15 protein-coding genes are annotated in these 17,278 nt (G+C 66.9%); 8 read left to right on the top strand and 7 right to left on the bottom strand.

Annotation, left to right across the window (positions count from 1 at the left end; all coding sequences use genetic code 11):
• Positions 1–19: 19 nt before the first annotated feature.
• The 4 genes from L8G49_RS10855 to L8G49_RS10840 form a co-directional block, all read right to left on the bottom strand.
• The gene (locus L8G49_RS10855; protein WP_242185649.1) at positions 20–1,024 is read right to left on the bottom strand and encodes a ferritin-like domain-containing protein; all 1,005 of its coding nucleotides are present in this window, start codon (positions 1,022–1,024) and stop codon (positions 20–22) included.
• A 153-nt stretch (positions 1,025–1,177) separates the two neighbouring features.
• Entirely contained in the window at positions 1,178–2,053 is an 876-nt protein-coding gene (locus tag L8G49_RS10850) for a MipA/OmpV family protein (protein WP_242185639.1), read from the bottom strand.
• 78 nt (positions 2,054–2,131) lie between these two features.
• Positions 2,132–2,569, bottom strand: coding sequence for a DUF2141 domain-containing protein (locus tag L8G49_RS10845; protein WP_242185637.1), 438 nt, complete (start codon positions 2,567–2,569; stop codon positions 2,132–2,134).
• Positions 2,493–3,296, bottom strand: a complete 804-nt coding sequence (locus tag L8G49_RS10840; protein WP_242185636.1) for a sterol desaturase family protein — start codon at positions 3,294–3,296, stop codon at positions 2,493–2,495. The genes L8G49_RS10845 and L8G49_RS10840 overlap by 77 nt, the downstream gene beginning before the upstream one ends.
• A gap of 420 nt (positions 3,297–3,716) precedes the next feature.
• Here L8G49_RS10840 and crtY point away from each other — a divergent pair, with 420 nt between their 5' ends.
• From crtY to L8G49_RS10820, 4 genes are all read left to right on the top strand, one after another.
• The gene (gene crtY / locus L8G49_RS10835) at positions 3,717–4,901 is read left to right on the top strand and encodes a lycopene beta-cyclase CrtY (protein ID WP_242138139.1); all 1,185 of its coding nucleotides are present in this window, start codon (positions 3,717–3,719) and stop codon (positions 4,899–4,901) included.
• Complete coding sequence (locus tag L8G49_RS10830) at positions 4,898–6,418, top strand: phytoene desaturase (RefSeq protein WP_242185633.1); 1,521 nt, start codon at positions 4,898–4,900, stop codon at positions 6,416–6,418. The genes crtY and L8G49_RS10830 overlap by 4 nt, the downstream gene beginning before the upstream one ends.
• A gap of 178 nt (positions 6,419–6,596) precedes the next feature.
• Positions 6,597–7,178 carry a TIGR00730 family Rossman fold protein gene (locus tag L8G49_RS10825; protein ID WP_242185629.1) on the top strand — a complete coding sequence of 194 codons (582 nt, stop codon included), beginning with the start codon at positions 6,597–6,599 and terminating at the stop codon, positions 7,176–7,178.
• A 10-nt stretch (positions 7,179–7,188) separates the two neighbouring features.
• A complete protein-coding gene (locus tag L8G49_RS10820; RefSeq protein WP_242185628.1) occupies positions 7,189–8,136 on the top strand; it encodes a phytoene/squalene synthase family protein in 948 nt (315 codons plus the stop codon).
• A 150-nt stretch (positions 8,137–8,286) separates the two neighbouring features.
• On the opposite strand, the gene L8G49_RS10815 is transcribed toward L8G49_RS10820, so the two are convergent.
• Positions 8,287–8,517, bottom strand: a complete 231-nt coding sequence (locus L8G49_RS10815) for a hypothetical protein (protein ID WP_242185752.1) — start codon at positions 8,515–8,517, stop codon at positions 8,287–8,289.
• Positions 8,518–8,612: 95 nt separating this feature from the next.
• Here L8G49_RS10815 and L8G49_RS10810 point away from each other — a divergent pair, with 95 nt between their 5' ends.
• Positions 8,613–10,442 carry an ABC transporter ATP-binding protein/permease gene (locus tag L8G49_RS10810; RefSeq protein WP_242185626.1) on the top strand — a complete coding sequence of 610 codons (1,830 nt, stop codon included), beginning with the start codon at positions 8,613–8,615 and terminating at the stop codon, positions 10,440–10,442.
• 98 nt (positions 10,443–10,540) lie between these two features.
• Here L8G49_RS10810 and rpoZ read toward each other — a convergent pair whose 3' ends face one another.
• Positions 10,541–10,885 carry a DNA-directed RNA polymerase subunit omega gene (gene rpoZ / locus L8G49_RS10805; protein WP_010161409.1) on the bottom strand — a complete coding sequence of 115 codons (345 nt, stop codon included), beginning with the start codon at positions 10,883–10,885 and terminating at the stop codon, positions 10,541–10,543.
• Positions 10,886–11,023: 138 nt separating this feature from the next.
• On the opposite strand from rpoZ, the gene L8G49_RS10800 reads away from it, so the two are divergent.
• Positions 11,024–12,196 carry a phosphatidylserine/phosphatidylglycerophosphate/cardiolipin synthase family protein gene (locus tag L8G49_RS10800; RefSeq protein ID WP_242185623.1) on the top strand — a complete coding sequence of 391 codons (1,173 nt, stop codon included), beginning with the start codon at positions 11,024–11,026 and terminating at the stop codon, positions 12,194–12,196.
• 44 nt (positions 12,197–12,240) lie between these two features.
• The gene (locus L8G49_RS10795) at positions 12,241–13,488 is read left to right on the top strand and encodes an MFS transporter (RefSeq protein WP_242138723.1); all 1,248 of its coding nucleotides are present in this window, start codon (positions 12,241–12,243) and stop codon (positions 13,486–13,488) included.
• A gap of 123 nt (positions 13,489–13,611) precedes the next feature.
• On the opposite strand, the gene L8G49_RS10790 is transcribed toward L8G49_RS10795, so the two are convergent.
• Complete coding sequence (locus L8G49_RS10790; RefSeq protein WP_242185621.1) at positions 13,612–15,894, bottom strand: CDC48 family AAA ATPase; 2,283 nt, start codon at positions 15,892–15,894, stop codon at positions 13,612–13,614.
• A gap of 334 nt (positions 15,895–16,228) precedes the next feature.
• On the opposite strand from L8G49_RS10790, the gene L8G49_RS10785 reads away from it, so the two are divergent.
• Positions 16,229–17,119 (top strand): LysR substrate-binding domain-containing protein, encoded by an 891-nt coding sequence (locus L8G49_RS10785; protein ID WP_242138132.1) that lies wholly within the window; start codon positions 16,229–16,231, stop codon positions 17,117–17,119.
• Positions 17,120–17,278 lie beyond the last annotated feature (159 nt).

The raw sequence follows: 17,278 nt of genomic DNA, 5'->3' as shown, positions 1-17,278 counted from the left end.
GAAAGGACACGGGCTGGCGTCAGTTCGCGGTGCTGGTGGCGATCGAGCCATTGACGCCGTTGGGGAAGAAGCCCCCCTTCGAAACCCCAAGGCTGTTGAGATACACGATGTTGAGCACCTGCCCCGTCGTGCGGCCGTATGCGAGCCCATCCTGCCCGGTGGGCACGATGTTCGAAGCGGTGAGGTCGTTGAGCGCGGGCGACTGGCTGTTGGCGATGGTGACCGCCGAAATGCCCTGGTCGTCGTCGCTGGTCCCGTCGAGCCCGTCGCGGACGTTCGAGATCGCATCGGTGTTGGTGCGCAGGCTGGGGGTCTGCAGACCCTTGCTGTAGAGCACGGTGCGGATGATCGACGCGTGATAGGCTTCCGCCGCGAGGATCCCGGCAGCGGCCTCGAGATAGACCTTGCTGGTCAGCAGCGACGATGCGCCGCGATAGGCCGAGACGCCGACGTCCTCGAACAGGAACGCCGCCTGGAGGAAGTTCTCGTCGCTGGCGTACGGATCGAACGCGGCGCCCGCCGCGACGATCTTGGCGGCCTGCGCGGCGACACTGAACGCGCTGGTCGCGGTCGAGCCGATATCGATCGCCGGCTGCGCGACCGCCGCGGAAGCGAGCTGGGTGCGCAGGAAGGTCACGTGGTTGACCTCGTCCTGTGCGATCTCGCGGGCATATTGCGCGACGAGCGGATCGGTGAAGCTGACCGCGCGGCCACCGGTCACGGCGCCCTGCGTGGTCGTGCTTGCGCTGCCCGGGGTCAGCAGCGTGTTGGGAAGCCCCGTGCCGAACGCGGCGAAGGAATAGAATTGCGCCTCGAGATATTCGAGGTTGAGCGCGAAGTTGAGGATCGCCGCATCATTGTCGCTTGCCTGCGCCATGGCCGTGCTGCCGATCGCGACTGCGGTCGCACCGATCGCGGCAACGGCACCCGCGCCAAGCGCGGTGCGGAAGAATTCGCGGCGTTCGCTGCGCCGTTCGGCGCGCGACTCAAGCCGTTCGATCAGCTGCTGGTCGGTATCGGTCATCGGGGCGAAGCCTTCATCCTTGAAATGCCTTGCGGCCCGGCTTGCGTGGCACCGAGTGGCGCGGGACGCAAGCCGGGAAATGGCGGGCCGGCGCGGCTTGACGCCACGCCCACGGGTCGCCCCGCGCTGTGCCGGCGACGGCAGCCCGCTACATCAGAAGGTGTAGGCGACGCCGGCTGCGCCGATCCACTGGTTGCGCGATCCGGCGACCCGCACGATCGGGCTGTTGGCGAAATCGCCGAGCATCCGCGAATAGGTGCCGCCGGCGACCAGCTTGAAGCCGTGCAACAGGTCACCGGTCAGCGAGTAGGTCGCGAGACCGCCGACCGAATAGTTCTTCCACCCCTTGCCCGCGCTATAGGTCTGGAGACCGCTGGCGAGGCTCTGCGCCGGCGTGATGCTGAAATAGGTGTCGGCATAGCCGCTCTCGACATATTGCGCCGACCCGAACAGCGCGACCGCGGCCTTGCGGCTGAGCGGGGTCAGATAGTTGATCGACGGCTGCAGGATGCTCGCCTTGTGGACGCCGTTGACGTCGTGCCGCAGGCTGACCGAGACCGACAGCTTGTCGTACGGGCTGGTGATGACGCCGGTCTTGCCCAGGCCGACATAGCCGCCGAGCTCGATCGCGGTGCCGACCTTGCCGAGTGCGCGGACGCGCGTGTCGTCGATGTTCTTCAGGCTGGAGCGATCGAAGTTGACCACGCCGACCGGACCGAACTGAATATCCCAGCGCTGGCCCGGGCGGTTCGGCACGAGATCGAGGCTCGCGCGGTTGCCGATGACGGTGAAGTTGAAGCCCTTGACCGAACCGATCACGACCGGCGCGGGGACGACGCGATAGTCGTTCGAGCCGTCATAATCCGGCAGATAGGCCGCGCCGACGCCGACCGTCACCGTGTCCTTGTCGAGCTCGGAGGCGATCTGGTTGTTGTCCGCGGGGACGGGATTGGCCTGCTGCGCGAGCGCGGGCGTCGCGGCGCCGAGCAGGAGGACGGTCGCGGCGGCGAGGAAAGAACGATGAGTCACGGGCAGCTCCAGCAGAAACGTAAAAATGATGTCGGGCGCGTAACGCGATGTTGCGGCTTTGGGTCCGCAGCTCGGCGCCTACAGCAAGTATCGCATCCGCACCTGTTGCCGATCTGCATCACTTTCCAGCGTGAAACGCGCCGCCGCAAAGCGTGGCGGCCCAAAAGTTACCGAAGGATTTCTTGAAAAACCAAAGCCTTCGCGAGGAATTCCCGCGAACGTGTCGAGTTTACGGTTGTTGTTCTCGTCGTGGATCACCGCAATTGCATACGCACCATGCGGCAGGCCGTCGAACTGGAGATGCGTCATGCTTGCGGGGATCGATCGCGTGGTCGCGTTGGCATCGTCGACGCAGGCGGGAAAGTTGTCCGGATCCGCGGTCAGGCAGACCCGCACCATGCCCTTGGCCGAGCGGAGGTTCGACACGTCGACCGACAGGTCACTCGTCGCGACCGCGCCCGGCAAGGACACGAGCAGCACGGCCGCCGCGACCGCGGTCGACGCCAGCCTTCGCATGTTCCCGCGCGAAATCGCCGACGCCGCGGTCGGTGCCGCACAACCGGTCCCAGAAACGGAAATAGAGGCCATAATTTCCTCGATACAGCTCGTGATGACGCTGATGGTGGCTCGCGGTAATGAGCCAATGGCCCAATGGACCTCGCCACATGAACGCGGGAAAAATCTCCCACCCCATGTGATTGGTCACCCCCATAACCGTCATTATCCCGAGCACCAAGCCGAGTGCGCCGACGTGGATCGGAATCGCGAAGACGAGTAGCGGAATTATCACAGCGCCGCTGATCGCCTCGAGCGGATGGAACGCCATGGCCGCCCAGGCGGTCGGCGGGCGGCTGTCATGATGCACCGCATGTGCCAGCTTGAACAGGCGCGGCCGGTGCATCCAGCGATGCGTCCAGTAGAACCAGCTGTCGTGCGCGACGAGATAGGCCAGCACCGATACCGGCAGGTACCAGACCGGATAGGCGTGGACGTCCTGGTAGATCAGCGTCCAGCCGCGGTTCTGCCAGCCCCAGGCGATGATCCCGGCCGGCACGCCATAGATCGCCGCCGATGCGACGCTCCACCAGATCTCGCGGCGGATCTGCGCGGAGAGACCGCGGTAGAGCCCGGGGTAGCGCGCCCGAGTCGCGGCGGCAAAGGCACCCGACACGATCAGATACCGCACCGCCACGATCAGCGACATCGCGACCATGGACGCGGCAATGGCAAGGGCGATGGTCATGCACGCGCTGTAGAGCGTTTCCCGGGGCAACGCCATGCGGCAGCGGCCCTGGCCGCGGACACACAGGGACGCGCGCCCGGTGATGCCACGACACCTCCGCAAACGTCGATCGAGTCCCGCATCCTCGCGGAAAACCGCCAGGCTGCGTGGCAGCAGCGCGACGCCGAGCGTTGTGTCCGTCCGCGCCCGTTTCCGCAAGGTGTCGTGCTGGGCACGAAACACGCGGGATGGTGCGTGCGATGCCAATCGGCGGCTACCGGGGGTCGGGGGTGACGGAGCCCGGCGGACGCCAGGGGGCGACGGGTGCGCCAACGCGAAAAGGCAGGTTGCGGCGTCTGATGATGCCCGCGCCCGCACGCGAAACGCCGTGCCGACCCGCAGACGGTTGCATGCCGGGCGCATTCGGCTATCGCCCTGCCGATGCCAACAACCCTTTCGTGCGACCTCGCCATCGTCGGCGGTGGCCTGGCGGGCGGCCTGATCGCGCTCGCGCTGGCAAGAAAACGGCCCGACCTCGACGTGCGACTCGTGGAGGCCGGGGAGACGCTTGGCGGCAATCACCTGTGGTCGTTCTTTTCGAGCGACATCGCCGCCAGCGACAGCTGGATCATTGCGCCGCTGATCAGCCATGGCTGGGCCGGGTATGACATCGCCTTTCCGGCGCACCGTCGCGCGCTGGCCAGCGCCTATTATTCGATCGAATCGCAGCGGCTCGACACGCTGGTCCGCAAGGCGCTCCCGGACCGCGCGATCCTGACCGGGCGGCGCGTCGACGATGTTTCCGCGACGTCGGTCGCGCTGGCAGGCGGCGATCGGATCGAGGCGCGCGGCGTCATCGATGCGCGCGGCCCGGGCAACCTCGCCCGGCTCGATCTCGGCTGGCAGAAATTTCTCGGCCGCGAGATGTCCCTCGCGGAACCGCATGCCGCCCCCCGCCCGATGGTGATGGATGCGACGGTCGCGCAGGTCGACGGCTTTCGCTTCGTCTATTGCCTGCCCTTCGCCGCGACCCGGATGTTCGTCGAGGACACCTATTACAGCGACACGCCCACGCTCGACACGGCCGCGCTAGGCGCGCGGATCGATGGCTATGTCCAGCAGCGCGGATGGCAGGTGGAGCGGATCCTGCGCCAAGAGACCGGGGTGCTGCCGGTTGCGATGGGCGGCGATTTCGAGGGATATTGGCGGTCGAGCGGCCTGAACGTCGCGAAGGTCGGGATGCGCGCCGGCCTGTTTCACCCGACGACGGGCTATTCGCTGCCCGATGCGGTGCGAACGGCGGCGCTGATTGCGCGGACCACCGACCTGTCCGGGGCCAACCTCCACCTGCTGACCCATGGGTTTGCCAAAGCGACGTGGCAGCAGCGCGGCTTCTACCGTATGCTCGACAAGATGCTGTTCCGCGCCGCCGACCCCGAGGAACGCTACCGTGTGCTCGAGCGCTTCTACCGGCTCGATCCGCAACTGGTGCGGCGCTTCTATTCAGGACGATCGACGATGATGGACAAGGCCCGGATTCTGACCGGCAAGCCGCCGGTGCCGATCGGCCGCGCCTTGCAGGCGATCGGCATGCTGCCCGCGGCGCGCACCGGGGGCGCTGAATGAGCACGCGTCCGCCCGTGCGCCCCGCGCCGCATAGCGCGGCCCGTACCGCGATCGTCATCGGCGCCGGCTTCGGCGGGCTCGCGCTTGCGATCCGGCTGCAGTCGGCGGGCGTCGACACCACCATCGTCGAGGCGCGCGACAAGCCGGGCGGGCGTGCCTATGTGTGGGAGAAGGACGGTTTCACCTTCGACGCCGGGCCGACCGTCATCACCGGTCCGCCGTGCCTGCAGGAACTATGGGCGCTGACCGGGCGCGACATGGCGGACGATGTGACGCTCGCGCCGGTGACCCCCTTCTACCGGCTCAACTGGCCCGACGGGGTCAATTTCGATTATTCGAACGACGAGCCATCGCTCAACGCCGAGATCGCCAAGCTCAACCCCGAAGACGTCGCGGGCTATGCCAAGTTCCTGGACTATGCCGCGGGCGTGTATGAGGAGGGCTATCGCAAGCTCGGCCATGTCGCGTTCCTCGACTTCGCGTCGATGATCAAGGCGGCTCCCGCGCTTGCAAAGTATCAGGCGTGGCGGTCGGTCTATTCGATTGTGTCGTCTTATGTGAAGGACGAGCATCTCCGCCAGGCGCTGTCGTTCCACACGCTGCTGGTCGGCGGCAATCCGATGAACACCAGCGCGATCTACGCGCTGATCCACAAGCTCGAAAAGGACGGTGGCGTCTGGTTCGCGATGGGCGGGACCAACCAGCTGATCGCGGGCATGGTCCGCCATTTCGAGCGATTGGGCGGCGTGCTGCGGTTGAACGATCCCGCGGTCGACATCGCGACGATGGGCGACCGCGCGACCGGGGTGACCACCGCGAGCGGCTGGCATGCCGATGCCGACATGGTCGCGTGCAACAGCGACGTGATGCACAGCTACCGCGACCTGCTCACATCCTCGCGCAGTGCACAACGCACCAAGACCGCACTGGCGCGCAAGAAATACTCGCCGTCGCTGTTCGTCGTGCATTTCGGGATCAAGGGGACGTGGCCGGGGATCCCGCACCACATGATCCTGTTCGGGCCGCGCTATCAGGGGCTGCTCGCCGATATTTACGATCACGGCGTCCTGCCCGAGGATTTCTCGCTGTATCTCCACCACCCGACCGTGACCGATCCGTCGCTCGCGCCGGAGGGGTATTCGACCTTCTATGTGCTCGCGCCGGTGCCGCATCTCGGCAAGTTCCCGGTCGACTGGACGGAGATCGGCCCGATCCTCGAGAAGCGCATCCTCGACGAGGTCGGGCGGCGGCTGATCCCGGACATCCATGAGCGGATCGTGACCAAGTTCCATTATGCGCCGAACGACTTCGCGGCCGACCTGAATGCGCACCTGGGGAGCGCGTTTTCGCTCGAGCCGTTGCTGACGCAGAGCGCGTGGTTCCGCGTACACAATCGCGACGACCATATTCCCAACCTGTATTTCGTCGGCGCGGGCACGCATCCGGGCGCGGGGATTCCGGGCGTGGTGGGGAGTGCGAAGGCGACTGCCGCGTTGATGCTGGAGAGTGAGCGATGAAGATCAATCTAAAGCCCCTCCCCTTTAGGAGTGTCGGGTCGGCCATGCCCCCGGCATGGCCTGAAGGATGCGGGGCATCCTTCACCCGACACTGGGTTGGGGTGGGGCAGTGCCTCGTAGAGAGCAAGGTTCTGCTGTACTTCCCCACCCCAACCCCTCCCCTGAAGGGGAGGGGCTTGTGAAGCGGCTTGCTGTGTACTGTGGGTCCGCCTCCCCTAGCGACCCCGTCTACATAGACTCCGCCCGCCAGGTCGGCCGCACGCTCGCCGAGCGCGGCATCGGCGTCGTGTACGGCGGCGGGAAGCTCGGGCTGATGGGCGCGGTCGCCGACAGCGCGCTCGAAGCCGGCGGCGAGGTCATCGGGATCATCCCGCAGGCGCTCGTCAACGCCGAGGTCGCGCACCGTGGCCTCACCGAACTCCACGTCGTCGGCACGATGCACCAGCGCAAGCAGGCGTTCACCGACCTGTCCGACGGGTTCGTCAACCTGCCAGGCGGCACCGGCACGATGGACGAACTGTGGGAAGCACTCAGCTGGGCGCAGATCGGCTATCACGCCAAGCCGGTCGGGCTGCTCAACGTGAGCGGCTATTATGACGGCCTGATCGCTTTCTATCGCAAGATGGGCGAAGTCGGTTTCCTGCGGCCGCAACATCAGGGGATCCTGCTGATCGACACCGCGCTCGACGGGTTGCTCGCGCAGATGACGGCGCACGAGCCGGTCGAGACGATCACCAAGATGCGCGCCAGCGACCTGTGATTCCCGCCGCATGACCCACGACCAGCCTTCGCGGGATGCGATCGTCGCGACCGCGCAGGAATCGATCGCGCGTGGGTCGAAGAGCTTTGCCGCGGCGAGCCAGCTGTTCGAACCCGCAGTGCGCGAGCGCGCATGGCTACTCTACGCCTGGTGTCGCGCGTGCGACGACATCGCCGACGGGCAGGACCATGGCCATGGCATGACCGGGGTCAGCGACGGCCCCGCGCGGCTCGCCGAAATTACTGCCAAGACGGAAGCGGCGCTCGCGGGCGTGGTGGTCGGCGAGCCTGCGTTCGATGCGCTCCGGCTGTTCGCGGCCGAGACCGGGCTGCCCCCCGCGCTGGCACGCGACCTGATCGCGGGGTTCGCGCTCGACGCCGAAGGCTGGCGGCCCCGGACCGAGCGCGATCTCTACCAATATTGCTACCACGTCGCAGGGGTGGTCGGAAGCATGATGGCGCTCGCCATGGGCGTACCCGCCGACGACCACGCGACGCTCGACCGCGCCTGCGACCTCGGCCTCGCGTTCCAGCTCGCCAATATCGCGCGCGACGTGGCGGAAGATGCGCGCGCCGGGCGCTGCTACCTGCCGCAGGACTGGCTCGACGAGATGGGCATCCCGGCGGACGATCTGCTCGCGCCCGCCTATCGCGACCGGCTCGGGTTGTTGGGCGAGCGGCTCGGGTCGCTGGCGGGGCGTTACGAGGCGAGTGCGCGGTTCGGGACGCCCGCGCTGTCGTTTCGCTCGGCCTGGGCGGTGCTGGCGGCGGCGGGGATCTATGGCGCGATCGGGCGGAAAGTCGCGGCACTCGGGCCGCGTGCGTGGGATGTGCGCGTGGGAACGTCGGGGGCGGCGAAGCTCGGCTTCATCCGGCGCGCGTTTGGTGAGGCAACGCGGCGCAAGGCGTTGTATCCGCCGTCGCTTCGCGACGCGACGCTGTGGACGAGGCCACGTTAGGCTTCGAACGCTTTTCCTACTTCTTCCCCGGCGAAGGCCGGGGGCCAGTAGTGAGCGTCACGTTATGAAAAGTCTGCCCGCGTCAACAACGGCTGTCGCTACTGGGCCCCGGCCTTCGCCGGGGAAGATAACAGTTGGAAAAGCAGGCGCTTACCCGTGCTGCGCCCGCGACTTGGTCGACGCCATCGGCATGCCCGTCGCGCGGCACGATGCGCTCACCACGGGAAAGTCGATATCCGAGTTTCGCGCAAGCGCCGCTGGCATTGCCGCCTGGCATTGCGCGATCGAGCGGTACTGCGCGGGTTCGATCCGCGCCTGCTGGCACGCCATGCTGCCATCACCGCAGCCCATGATCGCCATGACGTAGAAAAGCGGGTCCATCATCGTCTCCGTTCGGGGAATAAAACCGACGAAGCGCTCTGCTTGTTCCATGAGCCGCTTTCGGTCCGGCTTGACTGCGCCTACATGCACTCGTGATGCCACCCGATACAGCGACCACCTCGACCGCGCCGGAGCGCCCCATGCTCCCGACGCTGCGCCGCTTTCTGCCCTATCTCTGGCCTGCCGACGCGCCCGCGTTGCGGCTGCGGATCGTCGGGGCGATGCTGCTCGTCGTCGCGTCCAAGCTGGTGCAGGTGTACGGCGCGCCGTTCGCGCTGCAGGGGGCGATCGACGGAATGACCGGAGGGCCGAAGACGCCCGCGCTGATCACGTTGGTGACGCTGCTGGTGATCGGCTACGCCGCCGCGCGGTTCAGTTCGGTCGTGTTCGACAATCTGCGCAATGCGGTGTTCGAACGGGTCGGGCAGGATGCGACGCGGCGCCTCGCCGCGGGCGTGTTCCGCCACCTCCACCAATTGTCGCTGCGCTTCCATCTCGAACGCCGCACGGGTGCCGTCACCAAGGTGGTCGAGCGCGGGACCAAGAGCATCGACACGATGCTGTATTTCCTGCTGTTCAACATCGCGCCCACCGTCCTCGAGCTCGCGCTGGTGCTCGGCATCTTCTGGACCAAGTTCGGCTTCTGGCTGGTGGCGGGCACGCTGGTGATGGTTGCCGCCTATATCCTCTTCACCCGTTGGGTGACCGACTGGCGCGCCGCGCTTCGTACGCGGATGAACGACCTCGACACCGGGGCGGTCAGCCATGCGGTGGATTCGCTGCTCAATTTCGAGACTGTCAAATATTTTGGCGCGGAAGAGCGCGAGGGGAAGCGCTACGACGCGGCGATGGCCGCCTATGCCAATGCCGCGGTCACGTCCGAGAATTCGCTCGCCTGGCTCAACATCGGGCAGGCGCTGATCACCAATCTGATGATGGGCGGCGGGATGGCGCTGATCGTTTACGGCTGGAGCCAGGGGCGCTTCACCGCCGGCAACGTCGTGCTCGTCTCGACGCTGCTCGCGCAGCTGTTCCGCCCGCTCGACCTGCTCGGCATGGTGTATCGCACGATCCGGCAGGGCGTGATCGACATGGGCGCGATGTTCGACCTGATCGACACGCCGTCCGAAGTGGTCGACATGCCGGGTGCCAAGCCGCTCACTATCGCGCGCGGACATGTCCGGTTCGAGGACGTGCGCTTCGGCTATGATGCCGGGATGCCAATCCTCAAGGGCATCGACCTCGATATCGCGGCGGGCAAGACGCTCGCGGTGGTCGGACCATCGGGCGCTGGCAAGTCGACGCTCGCGCGGTTGCTGTACCGCTTCTACGATCTGACCGGCGGGCGGATCACGGTCGACGGGCAGGACATCGCGCAGGTGACGCAGGCGAGCCTGCGCGCGTCGATCGGGATCGTGCCGCAGGATACGGTGCTGTTCAACGACACGATCGGCTACAACATCGCTTATGGCCGCGAGGGCGCGGGCGAATCCGAGATCGAGACTGCCGCGCGCGGGGCGGCGATCGCCGGGTTCATCGAACGCCAGCCCGACGGCTACGCAACCCGCGTCGGCGAACGGGGGCTCAAACTGTCGGGTGGCGAGAAGCAGCGCGTCGCGATCGCGCGGACGCTGCTCAAGAACCCGCCGATCCTGATCCTCGACGAAGCGACCAGCGCTCTGGACAGTCGTACCGAGGGCGAGATCCTCGACACGCTCCAGGCGATCGAGCGCGGACGCACCACGATCGTGATCGCGCACCGGCTGTCGACGGTGGTGCATGCCGACGAGATCGTCGTGCTCGAGGCCGGTCGCGTGGTCGAGCGCGGCAGCCATGCCGTCCTGCTGCGCAAGAACGGGCTCTATGCCGAGATGTGGAACCGCCAGGCGCAGGAGCGCGCCGAGGAGACGCTGGCGGCGGAATGATCCAGCGTCCGAAAACACAACGCCCCGCCACGGCACAGGCCGGACGGGGCGGTGAAAGCGCGGGAACGGACTGACGACGGCGCCGTCAGTCGCGGGCTTCAGCCCTCGTAATCGGCACCCAGATTCTGGTTGCGCGGCGGCGCGGCGGCGGTGAGGCGGAGTGCCTCGGCCGATGCCGACAGGCTGCCGACCGCATCCGCTTCGTCCTCGTCGTCGACCTGAACGCGCTGGAGACCGTTGATGACCGACTCCTTCAGATGCGCCGGGCGCACCCGCTCTTCCGCGATTTCGCGCAAGGCGACGACCGGGTTCTTGTCGCGGTCGCGATCGACGGTAAGGTCGGCACCCCCCGAAATGGCCCGCGCACGCTGCGCGGCGAACAGGACGAGATCGAACCGGTTGGGGATCTTGTCGACGCAATCTTCGACAGTGACGCGCGCCATGAATGGCTTCCTTCGCAAACGACGGTATTCGGAAAGATGATCCCCTAGGCGGCAACCCGACAGGAGTCAAGAAAATCGGGCATGCGTGGGGCTTCAACACCTTGCGGCCTATGGCGCTTGACGGCATCACCCGCTGCGATGACCGAACCCGCCCCTCAGCCGAGCTTTACCGTGGCCGGTAACCGGTTGACGATGCTCGATACCGGGCCACGCCGGCTGGCGGCGCTGATCGCGCTGATCGATGGCGCGCGCCGGTCGCTTCGCGTGATCTTCTACATCTATGTCGATGACGACGCGGGCGAAGCGGTTCGCGCCGCATTGCTGCGCGCGGCGGCGCGCGGCGTGGCGGTTTCGCTGATCGTCGACGGGCTCGGCAGCGAGGCGGCGGCGGCGCATGATTTCTTCGATCCGCTGCGCGACGGCGGGGTACAGGTGTGCCGCTTCGTGCCGCGCTGGGGACGGCGCTATCTGCTCCGCAATCACCAGAAGCTCGCGCTCGCGGACGGCGAGACCGCCAACCCGCGCGCGATCATCGGCGGATTCAACGTGCAGGACAGCTATTTCGGCACCGTTGCCGACCAGGCGTGGCGCGATCTCGGGCTGATCGTCGAGGGGCCGGCGGCGCAACGGATCACGGGCTATTTCGACGTACTCGCGCGCTGGGCGGGGCAACCCAAGCCGCCTTTGCGCACGTTGCGCCGCGCGCTTTCGACGTGGAGCGAGCCGCAGGGGACCGTGCGCTGGCTGTTCGGCGGACCGACGCGGCGGCTGTCGCCGTGGGCGCGGGCGGTGAAGCGCGACCTGCGCGATGCGACGCAGGTCGACCTGATCTCGGCCTATTTCGCGCCCAATCCGGGGATGCTGCGGCGGCTCGACAAGGTCGGGATGCGCGGGCGCGTGCGGATCGTGCTGGCCTCCAGGAACGATCATGGCGCCGCGATCTGGGCATCGCGCTTCACCTATGCCGGGCTGCTCCGCAAACGGGTGCAGATCTACGAGTATCAGCCGACCAAATTGCACACCAAATTGTTCCTGATCGGTGACGTCGTCTATATCGGCTCGGCCAATTACGACATCCGCAGCCTGTTCCTCAATCTCGAGATGATGCTGCGGATCGAGGACCACGCCTTCGCCGCGCACGTCCGCCGCTATGTCGACGGCGAGATCGCCAATTCGGAGGCGATCACGCCCGAACTCTACAAGGCGCGGACCAGCCCATGGATGCGCGTGAAACAGGCCGCTGCCTTCTTCGTGATGACCGTGCTCGACTATAACATCACCAAACGCCTCAATTTCGGACCCGAGCGGTGAAGTCGGGGAGGCTAAACCGCGAGTTCGGCTTGCTGTTCGTCGTCATGCTGACGATCGCCGCGGGCAACACCGCGTTGCAATCGGTCCTCCCCGCGCTCGGGCGATCCCTGAAAGTCCCCGACAGCGCGGTCGCGGCGGCGTTCTCGGTCTCCGCGCTGCTGTGGGTGATCGCCGCGCCGTTCTGGGCGCGCCGGTCGGACCGGCACGGGCGGCGTGCGATGATCCTGCTCGGGGTCGGCGGATTCTGCGTGTCGCTGCTGGTGTGCGGGGTGTTCCTCGCCGCCGGGATCAACGGCTGGATCGGCGGGACGACCGCGTTCGTCTGCTTCATCCTCGGGCGGCTGATCTACGGCAGCTTCGGCTGCGCCGCGCCGCCGGCCGTGCAGGCGCTGGTCGCGGGCAACACGACGCGCGAGGAACGGACCAAGGCGCTGACGCTGCTCGGATCCGCGTTCGGGCTGGGGACGATCCTCGGCCCGACGATCGCGCCGTTCCTCGTGCTCGGGACGATCGCCGGGGTCGAGATCGGACTGTCCGGCCCCGCCTTCCTGTTCGCGCTGTTCGGGCTGGGCGTGTGGATCGCGGTGCGGCGGTTGCTCCCCAACGACCTCCACCCCGATACCGCGACGCACGGCGCGGCCAACGCCTACCCCTCGATCGGCGGGCAAAGCGGCGGTGCGAGCATCGTTGCCGCGACCGAGGCCGCGACCGAACAGCATGCCGAACAGGTCGGCTATCGCGACCCCCGCATCCGTCCGTGGCTGATCGCGGGGCTGGTCGCTGGGCATGGGCAGGCGATGACCGGCCAGGCGATCGGCTTCCTCGTCATCGACCGGCTGCACCTGCTCCCCGCGACCGCGCTCCAGCCGACCGGAATCGTGTTGATGATCGGCGCGCTTGCCGCGCTTCTGGTGCAATGGGGAATCATCCCCAATCTCGACCTGCGCCCGCGCGCAATGATGCTGGTCGGGCTGGCGATCGCGGCGGTCGGCTGTGCGCTGACCGGGGTGGCGACGTCGCTCTACGGCATCGCCTGCGCCTATGCGCTCGCGTCGGTCGGGTTCGGCTTTACGCGTCCCGCCTTCACCGCGGGCGCATCGCTCGCGGTCGGGCATCATGCGCAGGGGTCGGTCGCGGGGAAGGTGACGTCGATCAACGGCGCGGCGTTCGTGCTCGGGCCGTCGATCGGGGTCGGGCTGTACGAGGCCCAGCATGCGCTGCCCTACCTCGTGGCGGGGGCAGCGATGCTGGTGCTGTTCGGCTATGCCTGGGTGCGGTTGCGCGAGCGATGATCCTTCCTCCCCTCCCGGGAAGGGAGGGGATCGAGGGGTAGGTTCGCCCGGTATCGAACGCTCCGCCCGACTGCGAGCCGACCCACCCCCAGCCCCTCCCTTCCAGGGAGGGGCGCAGAAGGATCAGCGCGCCTCTTCCTTCGCGCGCGGCGGGAAGGCGAAGCCGATCGGCTGTAGCGCGGTCGCATCCTGCTTGAGCCGAGCGGACATCGCCTCATATTCGCGCTCAAGCTCGGGCGTGACCGACGCGCGCGAATCGCCGAGCGCGGTCTCGAAATGCGACATCGTCACCTGGCTGACCGACATGGACTCGCGCAGCGCCGTAAGACCCGCCCGCCGCACCAAATCCTCCAGATCCGCGCCGGTGAAGCGATCGGTCTTCCCCGCGACGACATCGAGATCGACGTCGTCGGCGAGCGGCATCTTGCCGGTCTGGATCGTCAGGATGCGCTTGCGCCCTGCGCGGTCCGGCACGCCGACATAGATCAGCTCGTCGAACCGGCCCGGGCGCAGCAACGCCGGGTCGATCAAATTGGGCCGGTTGGTCGCGCCGATCACGACGACCGACTGGAGTTCTTCCAACCCGTCCATCTCGGCGAGGATCGTGTTGACGACCCGCTCGGTCACCTGCGGCTCGCCACCACCGCTCCCGCGTGCCGGGACGAGCGAATCGAGCTCGTCGATGAAGATCACGCACGGGGCCACCTGCCGCGCGCGCGCGAACAGCTTGGCGATCTGCTGCTCGCTCTCGCCATACCATTTGCTGAGCAGATCGGACGATTTGGTCGCAATGAAATTGGCCTGCGCCTCGCGTGCGACCGCCTTGGCGAGCAACGTCTTGCCGGTACCCGGAGGACCGTACAGCAGGAAGCCCTTGGCCGGACGGATGCCGAGCCGGCGGAACGCGTCGGGATCCTTGAGCGGAAGCTCGACGCCTTCCTTCAATCGCATCTGCGCCGAATCGAGCCCGCCGACATCGTCCCAGCGGACGCGCGGGGCCTCGACCATCACCTCGCGCATCGCGCTCGGCTGGACGCGCTTCAAGGCATCGACGAAATCCTCGCGCGTGACCGCGAGCGTGTCGAGGATCTCGGGCGGGATCGTGCCTTCGGACAAATTGAGCCGCGGCATCAGCTTGCGCACCGCCTCGATCGCCGCCTCGCGCGCAAGAGCCGCCAGATCGGCACCGACGAACCCGTAGGTCGTCCGCGCGAGTTCGCCGAGATCGACCTTGTCGCCCAGCGGCATCCCGCGCGTGTGGATGCCGAGGATCTCGCGCCGCCCCCGCTCGTCGGGAACGCCGACGACGATCTCGCGGTCGAACCGGCCCGGACGTCGCAGCGCCTCGTCGATTGCCTCGGGGCGGTTGGTCGCGGCGATGACGACGACATTGGCGCGCGCTTCCAGCCCGTCCATCAGCGTCAGCAACTGCGCGACGAGGCGCTTCTCGGCCTCGCCCGACACCTGCCCGCGCTTGGGCGCGATCGAATCGATCTCGTCGATGAACACGATCGACGGCGCGGCCTTGGCGGCTTCCTCGAACACCTGGCGGAGCTTGCCCTCGGACTCGCCATAGGCCGATCCCATGATCTCGGGCCCGTTGATCAGGAAGAATTCAGCGGCCGATTCATTGGCGACCGCGCGCGCAAGGCGGGTCTTGCCGGTGCCGGGTGGCCCGTGCAGCAGCACGCCCTTGGGCGGATCGACACCCAAGCGCTGGAACAGCTCTGGATAGCGCAGCGGCAGCTCGACCATCTCGCGCAACTGGTCGATCGTCGGGCCCATGCCGCCGATGTCGTCATAGGTGACGTCGGCGCGACGCGCTTCCTTGGGCTCCTCATATTCGGGGCGAAGCTCGATCTCGGTCGTCTCGTCGACATGCACCACGCCCTTGGGGACAGTCGAGATGACGGCGAGGCGGATCTCCTGCAGCGCATAAGCGGGCGCGCGCAGCATGTTCTGGACACCAGGCGGCATGTTGTCGACGCGTTGCTGCCCTGCGGTAGCGACGACGTCGCCCTGGCACAAAGGCCGCCCGAAGAACGTGCGCTTGAGTGCATTGGACGAACCCTGCAACCGCAGGTTCTGTTGTGCGGGTGCGAACACGACCCGCGTTGCCGGCTTCGATTCGATCTTGCGGACCTCGACGAAATCGCCCGAGCCGACCCCGGCATTGGCGCGCTGGAGCCCGTCGATCCGGATGATTTCGAGGCCCTCGTCTTCAGCATAAGGCGCTACCGCACGCGCGGGCGTGGTCGACTTGCCGACGATCTCGATCACGTCGCCCTCGCCGATCCCGAGCGCTGCTAGCATCGAGCGCGGGACATGCGCCAGCCCGCGCCCGCTGTCTTCGGCGCGCGCGTTGGCAACCTGCAATTTCCGAATCGGCGCCTCGGCGTCCGCCATAGTCATTCCCTCACGAAACCCGCTGATGAGCGCGCGAGATAGGGCGTCGGTTCCGCGAATACGAGGGCGCGCGCCAGGACGGTCCGCATCTGCGCCCGATCTGCGACGGACAAAAAAAGGGCCGACCCCGGAGGATCGGCCTTGAAAGTTTTAGGAGAGGATGCCTGAAAGGCACCATCTGAATGCCCGGACCGGGATTATGTTGCAAGTGCGAAAGGATTGGATACGATTGCGCTTTCTGCAATCGCAGCTATCGATTGCGGGTGTCGCGTATTCTGTGATTGAACGATAGCAACATGGTGCATCGCACCATCTGGCTTGCGAAAGGCTCCTCATGCGGAGATTACCGCCACTCACCGCGATTGAAGCGTTCGTTCAGGTCGCCCGGACCGGGTCGATCAAGGCAGCGTCGCAAGAACTGGCCCTCTCGCCGCCGGCGCTGAGCCGCCGGATCCAGGCGCTCGAGCGGTTCATCGGGCGGCCCTTGTTCGAACGCCGCCATCAGGCGGTCGTGCTCAACGCCGATGGCGACCGGCTGCTCCAGCAGATCGCCCCCGCGCTCGACCAATTGTCCGACGCGGTCGAGGTGATGACGAGCAATACCGACGTGCTCCGGCTAAGGCTCGGCATCCTGCCGCTCTACGCGTCGCAGCGGCTGTTCCCGCGGCTCGGCGAATTGCGCACGCGGCACCCGGAGCTGCATCTCGACATCGATACGAGCACGCACAACATCTCGCGGCTCGGCGAGGGGCTCGACGCGGTGATCGCGCTCGCGCGGGATATCGATCCGGCGCTCTATGCGCGGCGGCTCGATCGCAACCAGGTCTATGTGATCGGGGCGAAATCCCTGATCGAGGGGCCGGACCCGGTGGTGCGCCCGGACCAGCTCGCCGGGCTGACCGCGCTGGTCCACCGCGAGATGCCCGACACGTTCAGCGCATGGCGCGCGGCGGCGGGGCTGACCGATCTCGAGCCGCTCGCGGTCGACCATTTCGATTCGGGCGCGTTGATGCTCGAAGCGGCGGCGCAGGGGCTGGGCATCGCCTTCATGCACGAGAGCCATTTCGCGGATGCCAACGATCCGCGGATCGTGCGGCTGTTCGATATCTCGGTGGAGAGCCCGTACAGCTACTGGTTCGCGTGCCGCCCGCGGGCGCTGACGCAAAAGCCGGTGAAGCTGTTCCACGACTGGCTGATCGCAACGATCGCCGATCCAAGCGTGTAGATTTTTCTTGAGCCCCTCCCCTTCAGGGGAGGGGTTGGGGGTGGGGAAGTGCCTCGCAGAGAGCATTGTTCTGCTGGACGGCCCCACCCCAACCCCTCCCCCGAGGGGGAGGGGCTAAGCAATTCGAACACGGTCATTCTTTCGAGGCAGCAATCGATC

It is taken from the genome of Sphingomonas sp. CARO-RG-8B-R24-01 (genome assembly GCF_022662295.1).
GTDB lineage: Bacteria > Pseudomonadota > Alphaproteobacteria > Sphingomonadales > Sphingomonadaceae > Sphingomonas.
This window is presented reverse-complemented; position numbering and strand designations above follow the sequence as displayed.